The organism is Streptomyces sp. LUP47B (genome assembly GCF_001746295.1).
GTDB lineage: Bacteria > Actinomycetota > Actinomycetes > Streptomycetales > Streptomycetaceae > Streptomyces.
The window spans coordinates 36,282-52,603 of sequence record NZ_MJAH01000013.1 but is presented as its reverse complement, the minus strand read 5'-3'; the positions used below and the strand labels follow the sequence as shown (position 1 = coordinate 52,603).

At 70.4% G+C, this 16,322-nt stretch carries 13 protein-coding genes; 6 read left to right on the top strand and 7 right to left on the bottom strand.

The features are described from left to right. Positions 1 to 35: 35 nt before the first annotated feature. Positions 36 to 1,247: an MFS transporter gene (locus BFN33_RS33235; RefSeq protein WP_069763892.1), complete on the bottom strand. Its 1,212-nt coding sequence runs from the start codon at positions 1,245 to 1,247 to the stop codon at positions 36 to 38. A 71-nt stretch (positions 1,248 to 1,318) separates the two neighbouring features. On the opposite strand from BFN33_RS33235, the gene BFN33_RS33230 reads away from it, so the two are divergent. Both BFN33_RS33230 and BFN33_RS33225 read left to right on the top strand, forming a co-directional pair. Further along, positions 1,319 to 2,320, top strand: coding sequence for a helix-turn-helix transcriptional regulator (locus BFN33_RS33230; RefSeq protein WP_069763891.1), 1,002 nt, complete (start codon positions 1,319 to 1,321; stop codon positions 2,318 to 2,320). Between the two features lie 19 nt (positions 2,321 to 2,339). Further along, entirely contained in the window at positions 2,340 to 2,843 is a 504-nt protein-coding gene (locus BFN33_RS33225; RefSeq protein WP_069763890.1) for a glutathione peroxidase, read from the top strand. A 298-nt stretch (positions 2,844 to 3,141) separates the two neighbouring features. On the opposite strand, the gene BFN33_RS33220 is transcribed toward BFN33_RS33225, so the two are convergent. The 3 genes from BFN33_RS33220 to BFN33_RS33210 all read right to left on the bottom strand — a co-directional run bounded on the left by BFN33_RS33220 (position 3,142) and on the right by BFN33_RS33210 (position 5,482). Further along, a complete protein-coding gene (locus tag BFN33_RS33220; protein ID WP_069763889.1) occupies positions 3,142 to 3,333 on the bottom strand; it encodes a DUF397 domain-containing protein in 192 nt (63 codons plus the stop codon). A gap of 190 nt (positions 3,334 to 3,523) precedes the next feature. Beyond that, positions 3,524 to 4,393: a helix-turn-helix transcriptional regulator gene (locus BFN33_RS33215; RefSeq protein WP_069763888.1), complete on the bottom strand. Its 870-nt coding sequence runs from the start codon at positions 4,391 to 4,393 to the stop codon at positions 3,524 to 3,526. A 333-nt stretch (positions 4,394 to 4,726) separates the two neighbouring features. Continuing rightward, a complete protein-coding gene (locus BFN33_RS33210; protein WP_069763887.1) occupies positions 4,727 to 5,482 on the bottom strand; it encodes a GPP34 family phosphoprotein in 756 nt (251 codons plus the stop codon). Positions 5,483 to 5,732: 250 nt separating this feature from the next. Here BFN33_RS33210 and BFN33_RS33205 point away from each other — a divergent pair, with 250 nt between their 5' ends. Both BFN33_RS33205 and BFN33_RS33200 read left to right on the top strand, forming a co-directional pair. Next, positions 5,733 to 8,579: a hypothetical protein gene (locus BFN33_RS33205; protein WP_069763886.1), complete on the top strand. Its 2,847-nt coding sequence runs from the start codon at positions 5,733 to 5,735 to the stop codon at positions 8,577 to 8,579. A 154-nt stretch (positions 8,580 to 8,733) separates the two neighbouring features. Further along, a complete protein-coding gene (locus BFN33_RS33200; RefSeq protein ID WP_069763885.1) occupies positions 8,734 to 10,587 on the top strand; it encodes a hypothetical protein in 1,854 nt (617 codons plus the stop codon). A 79-nt stretch (positions 10,588 to 10,666) separates the two neighbouring features. Here BFN33_RS33200 and BFN33_RS33195 read toward each other — a convergent pair whose 3' ends face one another. Continuing rightward, the gene (locus BFN33_RS33195) at positions 10,667 to 11,506 is read right to left on the bottom strand and encodes a hypothetical protein (protein ID WP_069763884.1); all 840 of its coding nucleotides are present in this window, start codon (positions 11,504 to 11,506) and stop codon (positions 10,667 to 10,669) included. Between the two features lie 79 nt (positions 11,507 to 11,585). Here BFN33_RS33195 and BFN33_RS33190 point away from each other — a divergent pair, with 79 nt between their 5' ends. Next, the gene (locus BFN33_RS33190) at positions 11,586 to 12,374 is read left to right on the top strand and encodes an SDR family oxidoreductase (protein ID WP_069763883.1); all 789 of its coding nucleotides are present in this window, start codon (positions 11,586 to 11,588) and stop codon (positions 12,372 to 12,374) included. 126 nt (positions 12,375 to 12,500) lie between these two features. After that, complete coding sequence (locus BFN33_RS33185; RefSeq protein ID WP_069763882.1) at positions 12,501 to 14,081, top strand: sodium:solute symporter family protein; 1,581 nt, start codon at positions 12,501 to 12,503, stop codon at positions 14,079 to 14,081. A 19-nt stretch (positions 14,082 to 14,100) separates the two neighbouring features. Here the strand turns inward: BFN33_RS33185 and BFN33_RS33180 are convergent, their stop codons facing one another. Both BFN33_RS33180 and BFN33_RS33175 read right to left on the bottom strand, forming a co-directional pair. Further along, positions 14,101 to 15,219: an ADP-ribosylglycohydrolase family protein gene (locus tag BFN33_RS33180; protein WP_069763881.1), complete on the bottom strand. Its 1,119-nt coding sequence runs from the start codon at positions 15,217 to 15,219 to the stop codon at positions 14,101 to 14,103. Positions 15,220 to 15,360: 141 nt separating this feature from the next. After that, the gene (locus tag BFN33_RS33175) at positions 15,361 to 16,185 is read right to left on the bottom strand and encodes an NAD(P)H-binding protein (RefSeq protein WP_069763880.1); all 825 of its coding nucleotides are present in this window, start codon (positions 16,183 to 16,185) and stop codon (positions 15,361 to 15,363) included. Positions 16,186 to 16,322 lie beyond the last annotated feature (137 nt).

Genomic DNA, 16,322 nt, shown 5'->3' with positions numbered 1-16,322 from the left:
CCGGACGACGGGTGCCTCGCGCTCCCCACCGCCCTTCACCCGGTGCCGGTCGCCTCCGCGGCGGTCGGCACACCGGCACCCGGCTGTCGCTCCTCGCGCCTCTCCAGCGCGAAGAGCGTCAGGGTGACCGTGACCGACGCGGCCGCCATCAGTGTCATCGCCGTGGCCGGGGAGGTCAGTTGGGCCACGGTGCCGGCGAGGACGGCGCTGATGCCCTGGAGGGCGACCATGCCGGTGGTGTGCAGGCCGAGGGCCTGGCCCGCGAGGTCGTCGGGGGTGAGGGACATCAGGCGTTCCTGGAGGACCAGGCTCGCGGCGAACCCGACGGAGGCGACGGTGACGGCCACGACCGACAGCGCCACCGACGGCCGTAGGACGAAGAACAGGTAGGGCGCCGCCAGCAGCAGGCGCAGCGGGGTCGCCAGACGGGGGCGCAGCGCGGGCGGCACCAGGCGGCCGATCGCCATGTCGCCCACGAACATGCCCAGCGCCCCGCACGCGTACATCGTGCCGGCGGCCGCGGGGGCGTAGGAGACGTAGAGCGAATCGCTGCCGACCACCAGGCCGTTGGGGACCCACAGGCCCAGGTAGGCCAGGCGGCGTGGGCGGGAGGACCACAGGAGGGCGTTGGTGCGCCAGGTCGCGGAGAAGGACGGGCGGCCGGCCGAGCGCGGCGGGCGGGGTGTGAGGCCGACGTGGTTGACGAGGGCGGACGCCACGTAGAACGCCGCCGCGAGGAGCAGACAGACACGGGGAGACAGCAGGGCCAGCAGCGCGCCGCCGGTCGCGAAACCGGTCACCTGCACCAGGCCCCAGAGCATGTTGAAGACCGAACGGCCCAGGACGTAGCCGTCCTTGGGCAGGATCTCGTTCATCAGTCCCCCGCGCACTCCCCCGCCGAGCGAGGCGACCAGGCCCTGCAGGAGCAGGACGACGAAGACCGCCCAGACCGGCAGACCGGGCAGCGCCAGCACCGCCGTCCCCGCCGCGAAGGCGAGGGAGATCACGGTCAGGATCGCGCGCGGGGGCAGGCGGTCGGCGCCGGAGAGCAGGAACGCGGCTCCCAGTAACTGCGCCAGCTGCGGTCCGAACATGCTCACCGCCGACAGCAGCGGGGAGCCGGTGGCCCGGTAGACCAGCGTGGCCAGGGCCAGGCCCGCGATCGTCTGGGCGGCGGCGTAGCCGGCGAAGGAGAGGAGGAAGGGGGCGTATTCCGGGGTGCGGAAAAGGGTGCGGTAGCTGCGCATGCGGGGGAGTCTCGGAGCGGTCGGCGGCTGACGGTTAGTGTTTCGCGCGGTCGCGAAACCAAGGGGGGTACATGGGCTGGTGGCAGGTCAACGCGGACACCGTCGTCCGCAGCCGGTTCGTGGTCTGCCCGTTCACCGAGACCTTCGCGACCCTGCGGCTGCTGCACACGGGCACCGCCGCCCACCCGGGCGAGGAGGCCTGGCTCCGCACCCATCTGCCCGGCTACCGCGCGCGCCTCGCGGCCGACCCGGTGACCGCACTGCTGGTGCGCTCGGCGATGGGCACGTCCTGGATCGCCGACTTCCTCGCACCGCTGCCGCGCGACGGCACGCCCCTGGAGGAGACACTCGCGCGGATCCGGGCGACCGACCCCGCCGAGGCCCGCGCGAACGTCCGGGTCTCCCTGCGCGGCCCGCTGCCCGCCGGCCTGGAGCGGGACGACCTCCCGGAGCGGGCCGCCGCGCTCCTCGCCTACGTCTGGACGCGGACCATACGGCCGTACTGGAACCGTCGGCGGCGGATCCTGGAGGCGGACGTGGTCGCCAGGACCGCGCAGGTGAGCCGGGGCGGCTGGGCCGCCGTCATCGACTCCCTGGCCCCGGGCCAGACCCGCTGGCTCGGCGACAACCGGCTCCAGGTGAACCGGCACGAGCGTCCGCCCCGCGAGATCTCCGGCGCCGAGCTCGTCTTCGTGCCGGTCACCCCGGGCCGCGGCTGGGCGACGTGGGAGGAGCCGCGACGGTACGCCATCGTCTACGGCTGCACGGGCGCCCTCGCCGATCCGGGCGCCCGGAGCGTGCCCGCGAGCCTCGGCACGCTGCTCGGCGCCGCGCGGGCCCGGGTGCTGGTCCTCCTGGACTCGCCGCTGAGCACCAGCCAGCTCGTCGCCGTGACCGGGCAGGGGCTGGGGTCGGTGGGACGGCATCTGCGGGTGCTGCTGGACGCGGGCCTGGTGGAGCGGCGGCGGGCCGGGCGGTCGGTGCTGTATGCGCGGACGGCGGCCGGGGAGGTGCTCGTGGAGGCGTCGGGGGCCGCTACCGGTGAACGGGGGCCGGAACCGGGGATTCACTGAGCGGAGTTAGCATCCGGTCATGACGACTACAGATGGTTCCTCTCCCCTGGGCGTCGAGATCGGTGCCCTCACGGGCGGTTCCGCCGACCTCGGCCAGTACGCCGGCAAGACCGTCCTCATCGTGAACGTGGCTTCCAAGTGCGGGCTCACCCCGCAGTACAACGGCCTGGAGAAGCTCCAGGAGCGCTACGCGGAGCAGGGCTTCACCGTGCTCGGCGTGCCCTGCAACCAGTTCATGGGCCAGGAGCCCGGCAGCGCCGAGGAGATCGCGGAGTTCTGCTCGGCGACGTACGGGGTGACCTTCCCGCTGACCGAGAAGGTCGAGGTGAACGGCGAGGGGCGGCACGCGCTCTACGAGCGTCTGGTGGGCTTCGCCGACGCCGAGGGGCACACCGGGGACATCCGCTGGAACTTCGAGAAGTTCCTGATCGGCCGGGACGGGTCGGTCGTGGCGAGGTTCTCCCCGCAGACGGAGCCGGAGTCGGACGACGTCGTCTCCGCCGTGGAAGGTGCCCTGGCGTAGCGGCTGCGGGTCCGTCGTGGCTGGTCGCGCCTCTTGAGTAGGTCCAGCTGCACCAACTTAGGGGCGCGGGGCTGTGACATCAGCGGCTCCGCCGCGGGGCGCGACCAGCCCCCACGGAGCCGCACCCGACACACAACCCATCGGCCGAAGCGCCGCAGGCGCGGGCACACGCCGAGCCCCCTCGGCAAGGACGGCGATCTGGTCGAGAGGGCTCTGTGGTGGTGCTTGTGCTGTTGTCGCGAGCAGTTGTGGTGTGCAGTTGTGGATGAACGGGACGGGGATCAGACCGGTCCGCCCCTCACACCTTGACCGAGGCCACGAAGGCACTCCACGCGTCGGCGGGGAAGGCCAGCTTGGGACCCTCGGGGATCTTCGTGTCGCCGAGTTCGAGTGCTTCCTCTTCGGTCGACCTCACCATCAGGCACGCCCCGTTGGCGTTGGTGTAGGTGGAGGTCGTCCATGTGTCCAGGTTTCCCAGACGAATTGCCATATTCGCTCCGTAGCCAGATGTGCAGTGTTCGGATCACGCCAACCTTTACTGATCGTTGGCGTGATCGACGCTACTCGCCGACTTCCTCTTTCGGAGCAGTCGTTCACTCTTCTGGTGGCATATTCCAAGCGACTCTTCCAGACGGACGAGGCCGAGGTGTACTATCCCGCCCGCTCTGTCTGGAAGCGCCTCAACGGGCGTATTCCCGGGCGTACTCCTTGGCGAGGTCCTCGATCAGCTGACGCGACTGGTCGACGTTGAGCGCCTGCGCCCTCAAGTGCTCGTACATCACGGTGTACTTCTGCACGTCGTGCGCCTTCTCCAGGTACAGGTCGCTGGTGACGCCCTCGATGTAGACGACGCTGGAATCGGCCGCGTCCGAGAACTCCAGAATGGAGTACTGGCCGCTGAGCCCGGGATGGGCGCCGACGTCGAACGGCAGTACCTGCACGGTGATATGGGGCTGCTGGGACACCTCGACGAGGTACTCCAGCTGCTCGCGCATCACCTGCCGGCTGCCGACGACCCGGCGCAGGGACGCCTCGTCCAGGACCACCCACAGCCGCAGCGGGTCCCGCTCGGCCGCGACCCGGCTCTGCCGCCGCAGTCGTACCTCGACCCGCTTGTCGTTCTCCGTCTCCGTCGCCTCGGGCGCGCCGCCGCGCACGATGGCCTCGGCGTACGGCCGGGTCTGCAACAGGCCGGTGATGATCTGGGGTTCGTAGACCCGCAGCGACTCGGCGTCGGTCTCCAGACCGATGTAGACGCTGTACGGGATGTCCCCGAAGGCATGCCACCAGCCCTGCTGCCGCGAGTCCTTGGCCATCTGCATCAGGGAGTCGACGATGCGCTGGTCCTCGACCTCGTAGACCCCGCACAGGTCGCGGACATCGCGCTGGCTGATGCTGCGCCGGCCGTTCTCCAGCCGGCTGATCTTTGACTGCGACACGAGCAGCCGCTCCGCCACCTCTTCGGCCGTCATGCCCTTGAGCTCGCGGAGCCTGCGCAGCTCCTGGCCCAGCCGGCGCCGCCTGACGGTGGGATTGACATTGGACGCCACGGGACGTGCACCTCCGGCTGCGTGCCTCGTTCTTGACTTTGCGTATCTGCTGTTGAGCAGACTGCCACCAAGGTGCTTATTACCGCTGGGAAACGGTGTATATGCGCTGCGTACCCGTCGGCTGGGGCGCCGGCCCGACCGGGCCCGGACATGCGGCCGCGCGGGGCGGCGGAACCCGGCGACGCCCGATGTACGGACGTACGGTTCCGTCGCCCCGCGCGGACCAGCGGCTCCCGGACCGGTCTTTGGGGACTGACGGTGCGGCGGCTGAGTGGTGCGTGGTGCGAGTCGTGCGGGTCGTGCTCTCGGCGGTGCGTGCCGTGGAACTGCGGCTCAGTGAGCCACGGCGCGCGCCATCGGTCCTCGGCGCGGTTGCATCGGAACGCCGCGAGCGGGTTCCGGTGCGGGCCTGGCTCCCGGGGCGGCCTGGCGGCCGGCGGGTGCCGGGTTACGACGCGGCTGTGCGGCCACGCCGTTCTGGACGTCCATCACGGCGTGCGCGACGAGACCGCCCATCGGGTCGTGCCTGATGAGGTCCCGCAGCCGGGACCTCGAGGACCGTCCCTCGTTGCCCGGATACAGGTGCTTGCCGAGGCCGACCGCGTGTGCCAGGGCGGCGAGCGCCGCGGTCCGCGGGTCCGGCGGTACGCCGGTGCGGATCGCCGAGTCCAGTCGGGACTTGATCTCCCGGCTGATCTCGTTGTCCGTCGCCTGGTAGCGAGTCGTCGGCAGCACTCCGCACATCTGACCCGCCACGGCATGCACCATGCCGCACCGCTCCAGATGCGAGAGGTATGTCTGGCGGAGCCCCAGTCGCGGCCCGCCGATCCAGTTCACTGCCCGCACGGGAGCGCCACGCCTTCGCAGCAACTCCAACGCGCAGTCCAAAGTCGGATCTCCAGTCGGCCGTGGGGCTACCACGGCGATACGATCCCCGTCTGGGGCTATCCGTCCGGCCAGCGCCAGCTCCACTAGCTGTGCTCCGGCCAGACCGAGGTCGAGCGACTGCGGCTGTGCGGTGGTACCCGTGGTCGGGTCCAACGCCAGCAGCAGAAGCTCTTCCGGAAGTGTTCTGCGGCTCCTGCCCATCCATGCCTCCCCGCGTGGATGAAAGACAGGGTGACCCCTCTCACATTGGTCTGTCGAGGGTGCGTGACCTGTTTGTAGTGGAACCGGTAGGTATGTCGTTCTCGTCTACCGCTTGGGACAGGGCCACACACAGGACACTGGTACATGGTTCGGACAGCGTGGTGTGGCGGCTGCCCGGGCGGCGATTCAACGGTTCGGCAGACGCAGGGTGACGGATACCGATCACCCGCGGCACATGGAGGAGGCATCGGTGGCGGGCGAGTCCCCCGACAGGTCGAAGCAGCGCGAGTCGTCGGCAGAACCGACGTCGGGGAGCGCGAGTCCGGTTCCCGAGGCGAGGAGTTCCGCCCGCGATCCCCGGCTCGCGGTGGCACGGGAGTCCATCTCCCTGGGCGGCGTCGACACGGCCACGAGGGTCTTCTCGGTACGCGACCTCCCGACGACCCCCGAGAAGCCCGCCGAGGGCCCCTCAGAGCCCGCAACGGCCGGATCCGACACGGGGACCCCCTCGCCCGCGGAGAAGCGCCCAGAGGACGCCGAGGGGACGAAGGGCCCGGAGGACACGCCCCCGACGAAGCCGGCCACGGACGCTTCGCCCACGGCTGAGGACTCCGGCGACGCCGACCCGGCGGATGACCCGGACACCACGGACACGCCCGACGGCCCGGAAGATTCCGTGACGGCTGAAAGCCCCGGCGACGCCGACCCGACAGAAGACCCGGACACCACGGACACGCCCGACGGCCCGGAAGATTCCGTGACGGCTGAAAGCCCCGGCGACGCCGACCCGACAGAAGACCCGGACACCACGGACACGCCCGACGGCCCGGAAGATTCCGTGACGGCTGAAAGCCCCGGCGACGCCGACCCGACAGAAGACCCGGAGGACACGGCCCCGACGAAGGCCCCGGACGCTTCGGCCACGGCTGGGGGCTCCGGCGACTCCGACACAGCGGAAAACGCGGACGACGCGGACGCGACTGCGGGACCGGACGATTCGGCCACGGCTGAGAGCGCCGACGACTCCGACGCGCCCGACGCGCGGCTGCGGGACGCGGTGGCGGCGTGGGTCCGCACCGGGGACGAGAAGCCCGGGCCCGAGGGCAAGGGCGCCGAGCCCGCCGACGACGCCTCCGAGGACGAGTCCGCCCCGGACACCGACACGGCGACAGAGACCGACGCCGCCGACACGGCCGTAGCCGACGACGAGGACCACGTCCCGGACAACGACAAGTCCGACACCCCAGAGGCGCGGGGAACTGCGCGACCAGCCCCCACCGACCCCCGGACGGTCGACGACCCCAACGACCGGCCCCACCCGGACAACGACAAGTCCGACACCCCAGAGGCGCGGGGAACTGCGCGACCAGCCCCCACCGACCCCCGGACGGTCGACGACCCCAACGACCGGCCCCGCCCGGACACCGGCGACTCGGATTCGCGCCCCGCGCCTACCGGGCCGCAGACGGACGACGAGACCGGCGGCGACGGCGAGGACCCCGAAGACAGTCGGCCCGATGACGCGGACGTGAGCGACACGCCCCCCGTCGACCAGCCCACCGCCGTCTTCAAGGCACCCCGGCCCCCCGTGGACCAGCCCACCACCATGCTGAAGCTCGGCAAGGCGGCGGATGCGGCGGCGGAGCCCAAGGATGCCGACGCGCCCCGCAAGCCGGAGACCGCCGCCGAGCGGACGAGCAAGTTCGTCGCGCTGAAGGCCCTCGACGAGCCCCGCGAGTCGCGGCCGAAGCCGGACGTGACCGCCGCCGTCCCCCAGGTCGGCCAGGTCGGCCCGGAGCGGACCACGCAGCAGCCCCTGCCGCCGAAGCCGCCCCTCGACCTGCTCGCGGAGCTCACCAACACTCCGCCGCCTCCGCCCAGCCCTCTGCGCACCCTCGGCCGCCGGGTCAAGATCTGGACCCCGATCCTCATCCTCCTGGTCGTCGCGTTTGCGATCGCGCAGAGCCTGCGCCCGCTGCCGGCCCCGACGCTCAGCCTCACCGCCGAGGACTCCTACACCTTCGACGGCAGCAAGGCCACCCTCCCCTGGCCCACCCAGGGCCAGGGCTGGCTGGACGTCAACGGCGTCGGCACCATGGGTGACTTCGGCAAGCAGACCCCCGTCGCGATCGGCTCCGTGGCCAAGGCCATGACCGCCTACATCGTCCTGAAGGACCACCCCCTCAAGTCCGGCGAGGAGGGCCCGAAGATCACCGTCGACGCGCTCGCCGAGAAGGAGGGCGGCTACAACAAGCAGGGCGAGTCCACCCTCAACACCGTCAAGCAGGGCGACGTCCTCACCGAGCGGCAGGCGATCGCGGCGATCATGATCCCCTCCGCCAACAACATCGCCCGGCTGCTCGCCCGCTGGGACTCCGGTTCCGAGGCGGCGTTCATCAAGAAGATGAACGACACCGCCGAGGAACTCGGCATGAAGAACACGAAGTACACCGACGCCTCGGGCCTGAAGGAGACCACCGTCTCCACCGCCGAGGACCAGGTGAAGCTCGGCAACGAGCTGGTGAAGATCCCGGCACTGGTGGAGATCACGTCCATGGGACAGTGGATCGATCCGTCCGGACAGAAGTGGTACAACTACAACTATCTGGTCCCCTACACCGGCATCGGCATCAAGACCGGCACCACCACCGCCGCCGGCGGCAACCTCCTCTTCGCGGGCCGCAAGGAGGTCGGCGGGGAGACCGTCACCGTCGTAGGCGCGATCCTCGGCCAGCACAAGGCGCCGATCATCAAGACCGTCAACGACGTCAGCAAGGTCGCGCTGCTCGCCGCCGAGGACGCCCTGACCTCGACGAAGATCCTGAAGAAGGGCGACGTCGTCGGGTACGTGGACGACGGCCTCGGCGGCCACACCCCCGTCGTGCTGACCAAGGACGTCACCGCCGTCGGCTGGGCCGGCTTCAAGGTGAAGCTGTCCTTCGCCGCCGACGACGTACCGCACACCGCGAAGGCCGGCACCAAGGTCGGCAGCCTCACCGTCGGTGACGGCGAGGGCGGCGCGGTCAAGGTGCCGGTCACCCTGCAGAAGGATCTGACCGAACCGGGCTTCACCGACAAGCTCACCCGCGTCGGCTGATCCCGCACCGGGACGGACACCTCACGCGGTCCACCGGCCGGACCCCGCCCGGGTTCCGGACGGCGGGCCGCGTGCTAGCGTCACGAACCGGGGCAGGTCGACGCTGGGGCGCGGCCGGGAAATGAAGACGGGACACCACGGGGAGTGCCTTCAGGTGGCCACTGCGGAGCCGACACGCGCCGACGACACCGACCCGGGCCCGGGTACCGGCCCGCGAATACGCGAGCCCGCGGAACCTGAGACCGGGAACGGCAGCCCGCCCACAGGCTTCAGGGCCAGGATCTGGACCGCTCTCCTCGCGCTGCGCGAGCGGCTGCTGCGCCACCCCGTCCTCTCCATGACCGCGCTCTCCGGCGTCCTCCACATCGTCTGGTTCTTCACGTTCGCGAACAGCGGCGGCGACCTCGCGGCGCAGGACGCCTGGGCCGAGTTCGTCGGCCGGCACCCGGACTCCGCGTACAACCTGGCCTGGTACGGCGGCATGCACCCGGTGTCGTACAGCATCGTCTCGCCGTATCTGATGTCGGTCCTCGGCGTCCGTACGACGATGATGCTGGCCGGGACGGTCTCGGCCGGGCTGCTGACACTGATCCTCATCCGCAGCCGGTCGGTGAAGAACCCCCTGTGGGCCTCGCTGGCGGGCGTGTACGCCTTCCTGTGCAACGCGGCCTCGGGCCGGGTGACCTTCGGGCTCGGCACGGTCTTCGCGCTCGGCGCGGTCGCCGTCGTCTTCTGCTGGCCGCACCACTTGCGCTACAAACGCTGGGCGAAAGCCCTGTGCGCGGCCCCGCTCGCCGCGCTGGCGACCATGGCCTCACCGGTCGCCGGCCTGTTCGTGGGCCTGGTGGCGGTCGCCCTCTTCCTGCAGAAACGGCGTCCGGGCGCCTGGGCACTGGGCATCGCTCCCACGGCCGTCGTCGCCCTGTCCGCCTGGCTCTTCCCGTTCGCCGGCACCCAGCCGATGAAGATCGCCTCGGTGCTCCTGCCGCTGGCCTACGGCCTCCTGGTCTTCCTCCTCGTCCCGCGCGAGTGGACGACGGTCCGGATCGCGGCCGGGGTCTACAGCCTGTCGGTCGTCCTGGTCTGGCTGGTGAGCTCCCAGATCGGCTCCAACATCTCGCGCCTGCCGATGCTGTTCGCGGGGGTGGCCCTGGCGGCCGCACTGCCGTTCGCGGAACCGCGCAGCCGCAAGTGGTACGCCATCGTCGTCGCCTTCGCCGGCTTCACCGTCTGGATCGGCTTCAAGTCCGTCGACGACGTCGTCCACACGACCCCCACGGCGTCGTGGGCCCGCGAGCTGGCCCCCCTCGTCAACGAGCTCCAGGAGGTCGGCGCCGAGAAGGGCCGCGTCGAGGTCGTACCGGCCGCCTCCCACCGCGAGGCGTCCGCGCTCGCGCCGTACGTCAACCTCGCCCGGGGCTGGAACCGGCAGGCCGACATGGAGCGCAACCCGCTCTTCTACGACGACACCCTGAACTCCGCGAACTACCACGAGTGGCTCCAGCGCTGGGCCGTGCACTTCGTGGTCGTGCCGAAGGACGAGCCCGACGGGGACGGCGGCGAGCGGGAGCGGGAGCTGGTCCAGCGCGGGATGCCGTATCTGAAGCAGATCTGGGGCGACGCGAACTGGCAGCTGTTCCAGGTGACCGACCCGGCGCCGCTCGCCTCGCCGAACACGGTCGTCGACCGGGCCGCGCAGGGTGAGATGACCATGCGGGTGAAGAAGGCCGGGCGCATCCTCATCCGGATCCCCTACTCGCCCTGGCTGTCCATCGTGGACGCGGAGGGCAACAAGCTGAAGCCACCGCAGGAGACGGACGCGTCGAAGGAGCGGGACGACGGGGAGCCGAAGACCTTCGACAACGTCAACGGGTGCCTGATGGAGACGCCGGAGGACGCGGACGGGGACAAGTGGACGATGCTGATCGCTCCGCGGGCGGGGACGTATCGGTTGGCGGCGCCGTACACCGTGCCGCGCGGGACGCCTTGTCCGGATGAGTTGAAGTAGTTGCTTGGCTTCTGCGCCGTCGTGGCTGGTCGCGCCCGCGCGGCGGAGCCGCATATCGACACAGCCCCGCGCCCCTGGGTCAGCGCAGCTGGTCCACGTATTTGTCCGTGCCCGGAACTGTCGGGACGAAGGGCGCCAGCAGTTCCACTCGTCCGAGTCCCGACTCCGTGATCTTCTCCTCCAGGCCCGTGAACCAGGGGTCCCAGCACTCCCTCGGGTCCGTCTCCAGGAACCACAGCAGCGTGAGGCGGGTGTCGACGCCCTCGACCTGCTTCACGTAGGTCATGCGGTCGCCGGGGAGGGGGGTCGGGCGGAAGACGGTCACCATCGCCGCCGGGGAGCCCGTCACGCTCTTCGGCAGGTGTCGCGCGACCAGCCACTCCAGCAACTCCCGCCGCCGCTCCGGGGATTCCGCGTCGATCACCTCCAGCACCAGGCCCCGGTACGGGTGGTCCAGGGCGTGGAAGTCCCTCGGGCCCGCCGCGCCGTCGCGGTAGACCGTGGACTCGTGGTCCTGGAACGCCGTGAAGACGTGCGTGCGGTCGCGGTACACGCGGGCGTCGCGGTTGAGGCGCTTGTTGATGGCCACCGTCCACTTCATGTGGTCGTCGTAGCGGCCGTCGGTGACCCAGTAGGTGGTGAGATAGCAGCCCGCCGTCACCGGCTGGGCCACCGCCGACTTCTCCGGGACGCGCAGGAGTTGCAGGTCGCGGGTGGCCACCCAGCGGCGTCCTGCGTACATCCAGGGCATGGCCATCGCTCCCGCGATGAAGTGATCGTCCTCGTACCAGCGGTTGTAGGCGTACTCGTGGCCGGGATGCGGTTCGACCATGGTGATCAGCGCGTGGCCGGGGCGGACTCCGTAGGGTCCTACGGCGGCCAGTTCGGCGTACGTCTCGCTGTGGGTCTCTTCTGACATGGGACCTTCCCTCCTTCAGCGCTCGCCCATACTCTGACGCTCCGTCAGATAATGCGCCAGAGCAGGGAGGCCGCCGGTTATGTCACTTCTCTCCGGGAAGACCGTCGTCGTGTCGGGTGTCGGCGCCGGGCTCGGTCATCAGGTCGCCGCGGCCGTCGTACGGGACGGCGGGAACGCCGTGCTGGGGGCGCGGACCGAGGCGAACCTCGCGAGGAGTGCCTCCGAGATCGATCCGGACGGGGCGCACACGGCGTACCGGTCGACGGACATCACCGACGAGCAACAGTGCGTGCGGCTCGCGGAGTTGGCGGTGGAGCGGTTCGGGCGGCTGGACGCGGTCGTGCAGGTGGCCGCGTGGGACAGCTACTTCGGGGGGCTCGAGGACGCGGACTTCGCGACCTGGCAGTCGGTCATCGACGTGAACCTCCTGGGGTCGCTGCGGATGACCCGGGCCTGTCTGCCGGGGTTGAGGGCGGCGGGCGGCGGTTCGGTGGTGTTCGTCGGGACGCAGTCGGCCGTGGCCGCCCCCTCACAGGTGCGGCAGGCCGCGTACGCCGCCTCGAAGGGGGCGCTGACCAGCGCGATGTACTCGATGGCGCGGGAGCTCGGGCCGTACCGGATCCGGGTCAACACCGTGTTGCCGGGCTGGATGTGGGGGCCGCCGGTGCAGGCGTACGTGCAGTTCACGGCGCATACGGAGAAGGTGCCGGAGGCGGACGTACTGAAGCGGCTCACCGAACGGATGGCGCTGCCCGATCTCGCGACCGACGCGGACGTGGCGGACGCGACGGTGTTCCTGGCCTCGGACCGGGCGCGGGCGATCACCGGACAGTCGTTGCTGGTCAACGCCGGGGAGCTGATGCGGTGAGTTCATGTAGGTGAACGCAGGCCATCACCACGAATATCTTTACCTCCCTTTGACCCTACACCAGCTTGTCGTGTCCACGCGGTGGCGCCCACGATGAGCGCCGGGCTGATCCCTGGGAGGGCGCATATGAACGGTCTCGACTGGGCCGTGCTCATCGGCTATTTCGGCGTGATGGTCGCGATCGGCGTCTGGTCGCACAAACGGGTGGACGACGTCAGCGACTTCTTCACGGCAGGCGGCAAGATGCCGTGGTGGCTGTCGGGCATCTCGCACCACATGTCGGGTTACAGCGCGGTGATGTTCACCGGGTACGCCGGCATCGCCTACACATATGGCGTCACATCCTTCGTCACCTGGTCCTTCCCCATCGCACTCGGCATCGCGATCGGCTCGAAGCTGTTCGCACCGCGTATCAACCGGCTGCGCTCACGGCTCCACGTGGCTTCCCCGCTCGAATACCTCAAGAACCGCTACGACTTGAAGACCCAGCAGGCGCTGGCCTGGTCGGGCATGCTGCTGAAGATCGTGGACGTGGGCGCCAAGTGGGCGGCGATCGCGACCCTGTTGTCGGTGTTCACCGGGCTGTCGCTCAACCAGGGCATCCTCATCACGGGCGGCATCACGGCCGTCTACTGCACGATCGGCGGTCTGTGGGCCGACGCGCTCACGGAGTTGGGCCAGTTCGTCATCCAGCTCCTCGCCGGTGTCGCGATGTTCATCGCCGTGGTCCTCAAGCTCGACGACAAGGGCATCGGCTTCTTCGGCGCCTGGGACGAGCCGGCGCTCCAGGGCCACGGAAAGCCGCTGGTGGGCCCGTACGGGACGGTCTTCCTGCTCGCCTTCCTCTTCATCAAGCTCTTCGAGTACAACGGCGGCATGCTCAACCAGGCCCAGCGCTACATGGCCACGGCGAACGCGCACCAGGCCGAGCGCTCGGCGCGGCTGTCGGCGATCCTGTGGCTGGTGTGGCCGGTCGTCCTGTTCTTCCCCATGTGGATGTCGCCGCTGCTGGTCCAGTCGAAGAAGCCGGACGGCTCCGACTCCTACGGCCTGATGACCGAACAGCTGCTCCCGCACGGCCTGTTGGGCCTGGTGATCGTCGGCTTCTTCTCGCACACGATGGCCATGTGCTCCTCCGACGCCAACGCGATCGCGTCCGTCTTCACCCGGGACTGCGCACCGGTGGTGTGGCGCAGGGCGCGCAGCTGGAACCAGGGTCAGGGCCTGCGGGTCGCGCGCATCACGACGGTCGTCTTCCTCGGCCTGTCGATGGCGGCGGCGACCCAGGTCAACTCCCCGGCGTTCAAGGACATCATCACCGTCGTGATCAAGTGGGTGGCCGGACTCATGGGCCCGATGGCCATCCCGATGATGCTCGGCCTGCTGCGCCCGTTCCGCCGCTCCGGTCCGACGGCCGCGCTCACCAGCTGGTCGATGGGTCTGCTCGCCTTCTGGCTGGTCAACTACCCGATCAACTGGAACGTCGACGGCGGTGTCCCGCTCCAGTACCAGGTCTCCATCCCGCTGGCCGTCTCCCTGGTCCTCTACATCCTCATCGGCTTCATCAGGCCCGAGGACACCCCGGAGCGCCTCGCGATCATCGAGAAGATCAACACGGACGGGGACGGTGACGGGGCGGCGGCCGCGGCCATTCCGACTCCGGTGGGCGGTGTGGAGGACGTGATCGGTACGAAGGTCAAGGACTGAGAAGTTCCGACCGGACCGGTCAGGCCCTCGGATAGCGGGCCAGCCACCCCGGCGACGCCCCGGCCGGCCCGTGCAGGGCCGGCCCCTGGGTCATCTCCATGGCGAAGTCGTCGGCCAGTTCGAGGAGCGTGGGACGGCCCTCCAGTTCGGCCAGCCAGGCCGGCGGGAGGGCCGTCTCTCCGTGCAGGGCACCCAGCAGCCCGCCGGTGAGCGCCCCGGCCGCGGCGGAGGGCCCGTCGTGGTTCACGGCGAGGCAGAGACCGTGCCGTACGTCCTCCCCGACCAGCGCGCAGTACACGGCGGCGGACAGCAGCCCGTCGGCCGAGCCGTCGGCGGCGAGTTCCTCCACCCGCGCCGGCGTGGGCATCCCCTGCCGTACGGCACCCAGCGCGTGCTGGAGCGCGTCCGACACGGGCTCGTGCCCGGGCCGCGCGGTCAGCAGTGCGAGCGCCCGCTGCACCGCCCCGTCGAGACTGTCGCCGAGGGCCAGCGCGTGCACGATAACGGCGTACGCGCCCGCCGAAAGATAGGCGACGGGATGCCCGTGGGTCTGCGCGGCACACTCGACGGCCAGCTGTACGACGAGCTGCGGCTCCCACCCGACCAGCAGCCCGAAGGCGGCGGACCGGGCAGTGGCCTCGGGCCCGAGTTCGTTCGGGTTCTTGGGCGACTCCAGCGTCCCCATGGTGTCGTCGCCGAACCCGATGAGCAGCGACCGGGTCGGGTCGCGGCGGGCGTACAGCCACTCCTCCCGGGCCAGCCAGCCGTCGTCCTTGCGCCGCTCGTCGGGTCCCCAGTCCCGCTGGGTGGCGGCCCAGCGCAGATAGGCCCGGTGCAGATCGGTGGGCGGATGCCAGGCGCCGGTGTCCCGTCGGACCTGGGCCCGTATGAGCCCGTCCACGGTGAAGAGGCTGAGCTGGGTGAGATGAGTGACGGCACCGCGTCGGCCGTACCCGAACCCGAGGTCCACGAGCCCCTCGGCGCCGTACGCCTCCCGGATCTCGTCCAGTCCGAGCCCGTCGACCGGTGCGCCCAGCGCGTCACCCACGGCCACCCCGAGGAGCGTCCCACGCACCCGGCTACGGAAGTCCTGCTGCTCGGCACGCCCCCAGACGACGGCCCCGGCTGTCGCACCCACCAAGACCTCCCTGTTGACCGTCCGTATGTACGACGCTCAGCACTGTAATCGACGGGGGGTGGGAGATTCAGGGGGCGTGTGGGTATGCGAGGTGCGACCCGGTTGGTCCTCGAAGTGCGGCTATCGCCCGGAAACCGCAGGTCACCGGAAGGCGGAGGCGTTGCGGGCCGCCCACTCGGCGTAGCTGCGGGGCGGGCGGCCGAGGACTCGCTCGACGTCCGGGCTGACGCGGCGCAGGCCCGGTGACGGGTCGCCGAGGATGTCGAGGGTGGCGTCCGCGATCGGCTCCGGCATGAACCGCACCATCTCCGCCCTGGCCTCGCCCCGGGTCTGCTCGACGAACCGCACCGGCTCGCCCAGCGCGTCCCCGATCGCGGCGGTCTGCTGCCGGGGGGATGTCGGGGCGGGCCCGGTCAGTTCGTGGACGCGCCCGGCGTGGCCGGGATCCCGCAGCGCCACGGCGGCGACCTGGGCGATGTCCTCGGGATCGACGGTCGGCAGCGCGACGTCCCCGAAGGGCGCCGAAACGGTCCGCTGGGCGTGCACCGCTCCGGCCCACTGAAGGGTGTTGGAGTGGAACCCGGCGGGCCGCAGCATGGTCCAGTCGAGCCCCGACCGCCGTACGGCGTCCTCCAGTTCGGAGGGATGGTCGCCGGTGGTGACGCCCTGCGAGGACAGCAGCACGACCCGCCGGACACCACTGGCCCGGACGACTTCGAGGACGTCGTCGAGGTTGCCGCCTTGTGCCATGAAGTCGCCGGAGGTCAGGAGGAAGAGCGCTTCGGCCCCGTCGAGGGCGGGTTTGAGGGTCTGAGGTGCGGCGAGGTCGGCCCGGTGATGCCGCAGCCCTGCCGGGTTCTCCGGGGGGCTGTGCCGGGAGACGGCCGTCACCCGCTCCCCTGCCGCGAGGAGTTCCCTCACGAGGGGCCGCCCGACGTTCCCCGTAGCACCGGTCACCACGATCATGTTGCTCCCCTTTTCCGAGGTCCCTGGACTGGTTCCTGTGGACACACGGCGAAGCTACTATCGGGAGGACAGTAGGTACCTAGAGGAAAGTAATAGCGGAGAGGGTTGATGTGACGCAGACCACAGCACACGGCCGT

What these genes read in the sequence shown, in the direction of transcription:
- BFN33_RS33235 (WP_069763892.1), bottom strand. Translation starts at nt 1,247, where the DNA reads ATGCGCAGCTACCGCACCCTTTTCCGCACCCCGGAATACGCCCCCTTC.
- BFN33_RS33230 (WP_069763891.1), top strand. Translation starts at nt 1,319, where the DNA reads ATGGGCTGGTGGCAGGTCAACGCGGACACCGTCGTCCGCAGCCGGTTC.
- BFN33_RS33225 (WP_069763890.1), top strand. Translation starts at nt 2,340, where the DNA reads ATGACGACTACAGATGGTTCCTCTCCCCTGGGCGTCGAGATCGGTGCC.
- BFN33_RS33220 (WP_069763889.1), bottom strand. Translation starts at nt 3,333, where the DNA reads ATGGCAATTCGTCTGGGAAACCTGGACACATGGACGACCTCCACCTAC.
- BFN33_RS33210 (WP_069763887.1), bottom strand. Translation starts at nt 5,482, where the DNA reads ATGGGCAGGAGCCGCAGAACACTTCCGGAAGAGCTTCTGCTGCTGGCG.
- BFN33_RS33195 (WP_069763884.1), bottom strand. Translation starts at nt 11,506, where the DNA reads ATGTCAGAAGAGACCCACAGCGAGACGTACGCCGAACTGGCCGCCGTA.
- BFN33_RS33190 (WP_069763883.1), top strand. Translation starts at nt 11,586, where the DNA reads ATGTCACTTCTCTCCGGGAAGACCGTCGTCGTGTCGGGTGTCGGCGCC.
- BFN33_RS33185 (WP_069763882.1), top strand. Translation starts at nt 12,501, where the DNA reads ATGAACGGTCTCGACTGGGCCGTGCTCATCGGCTATTTCGGCGTGATG.
- BFN33_RS33175 (WP_069763880.1), bottom strand. Translation starts at nt 16,185, where the DNA reads ATGATCGTGGTGACCGGTGCTACGGGGAACGTCGGGCGGCCCCTCGTG.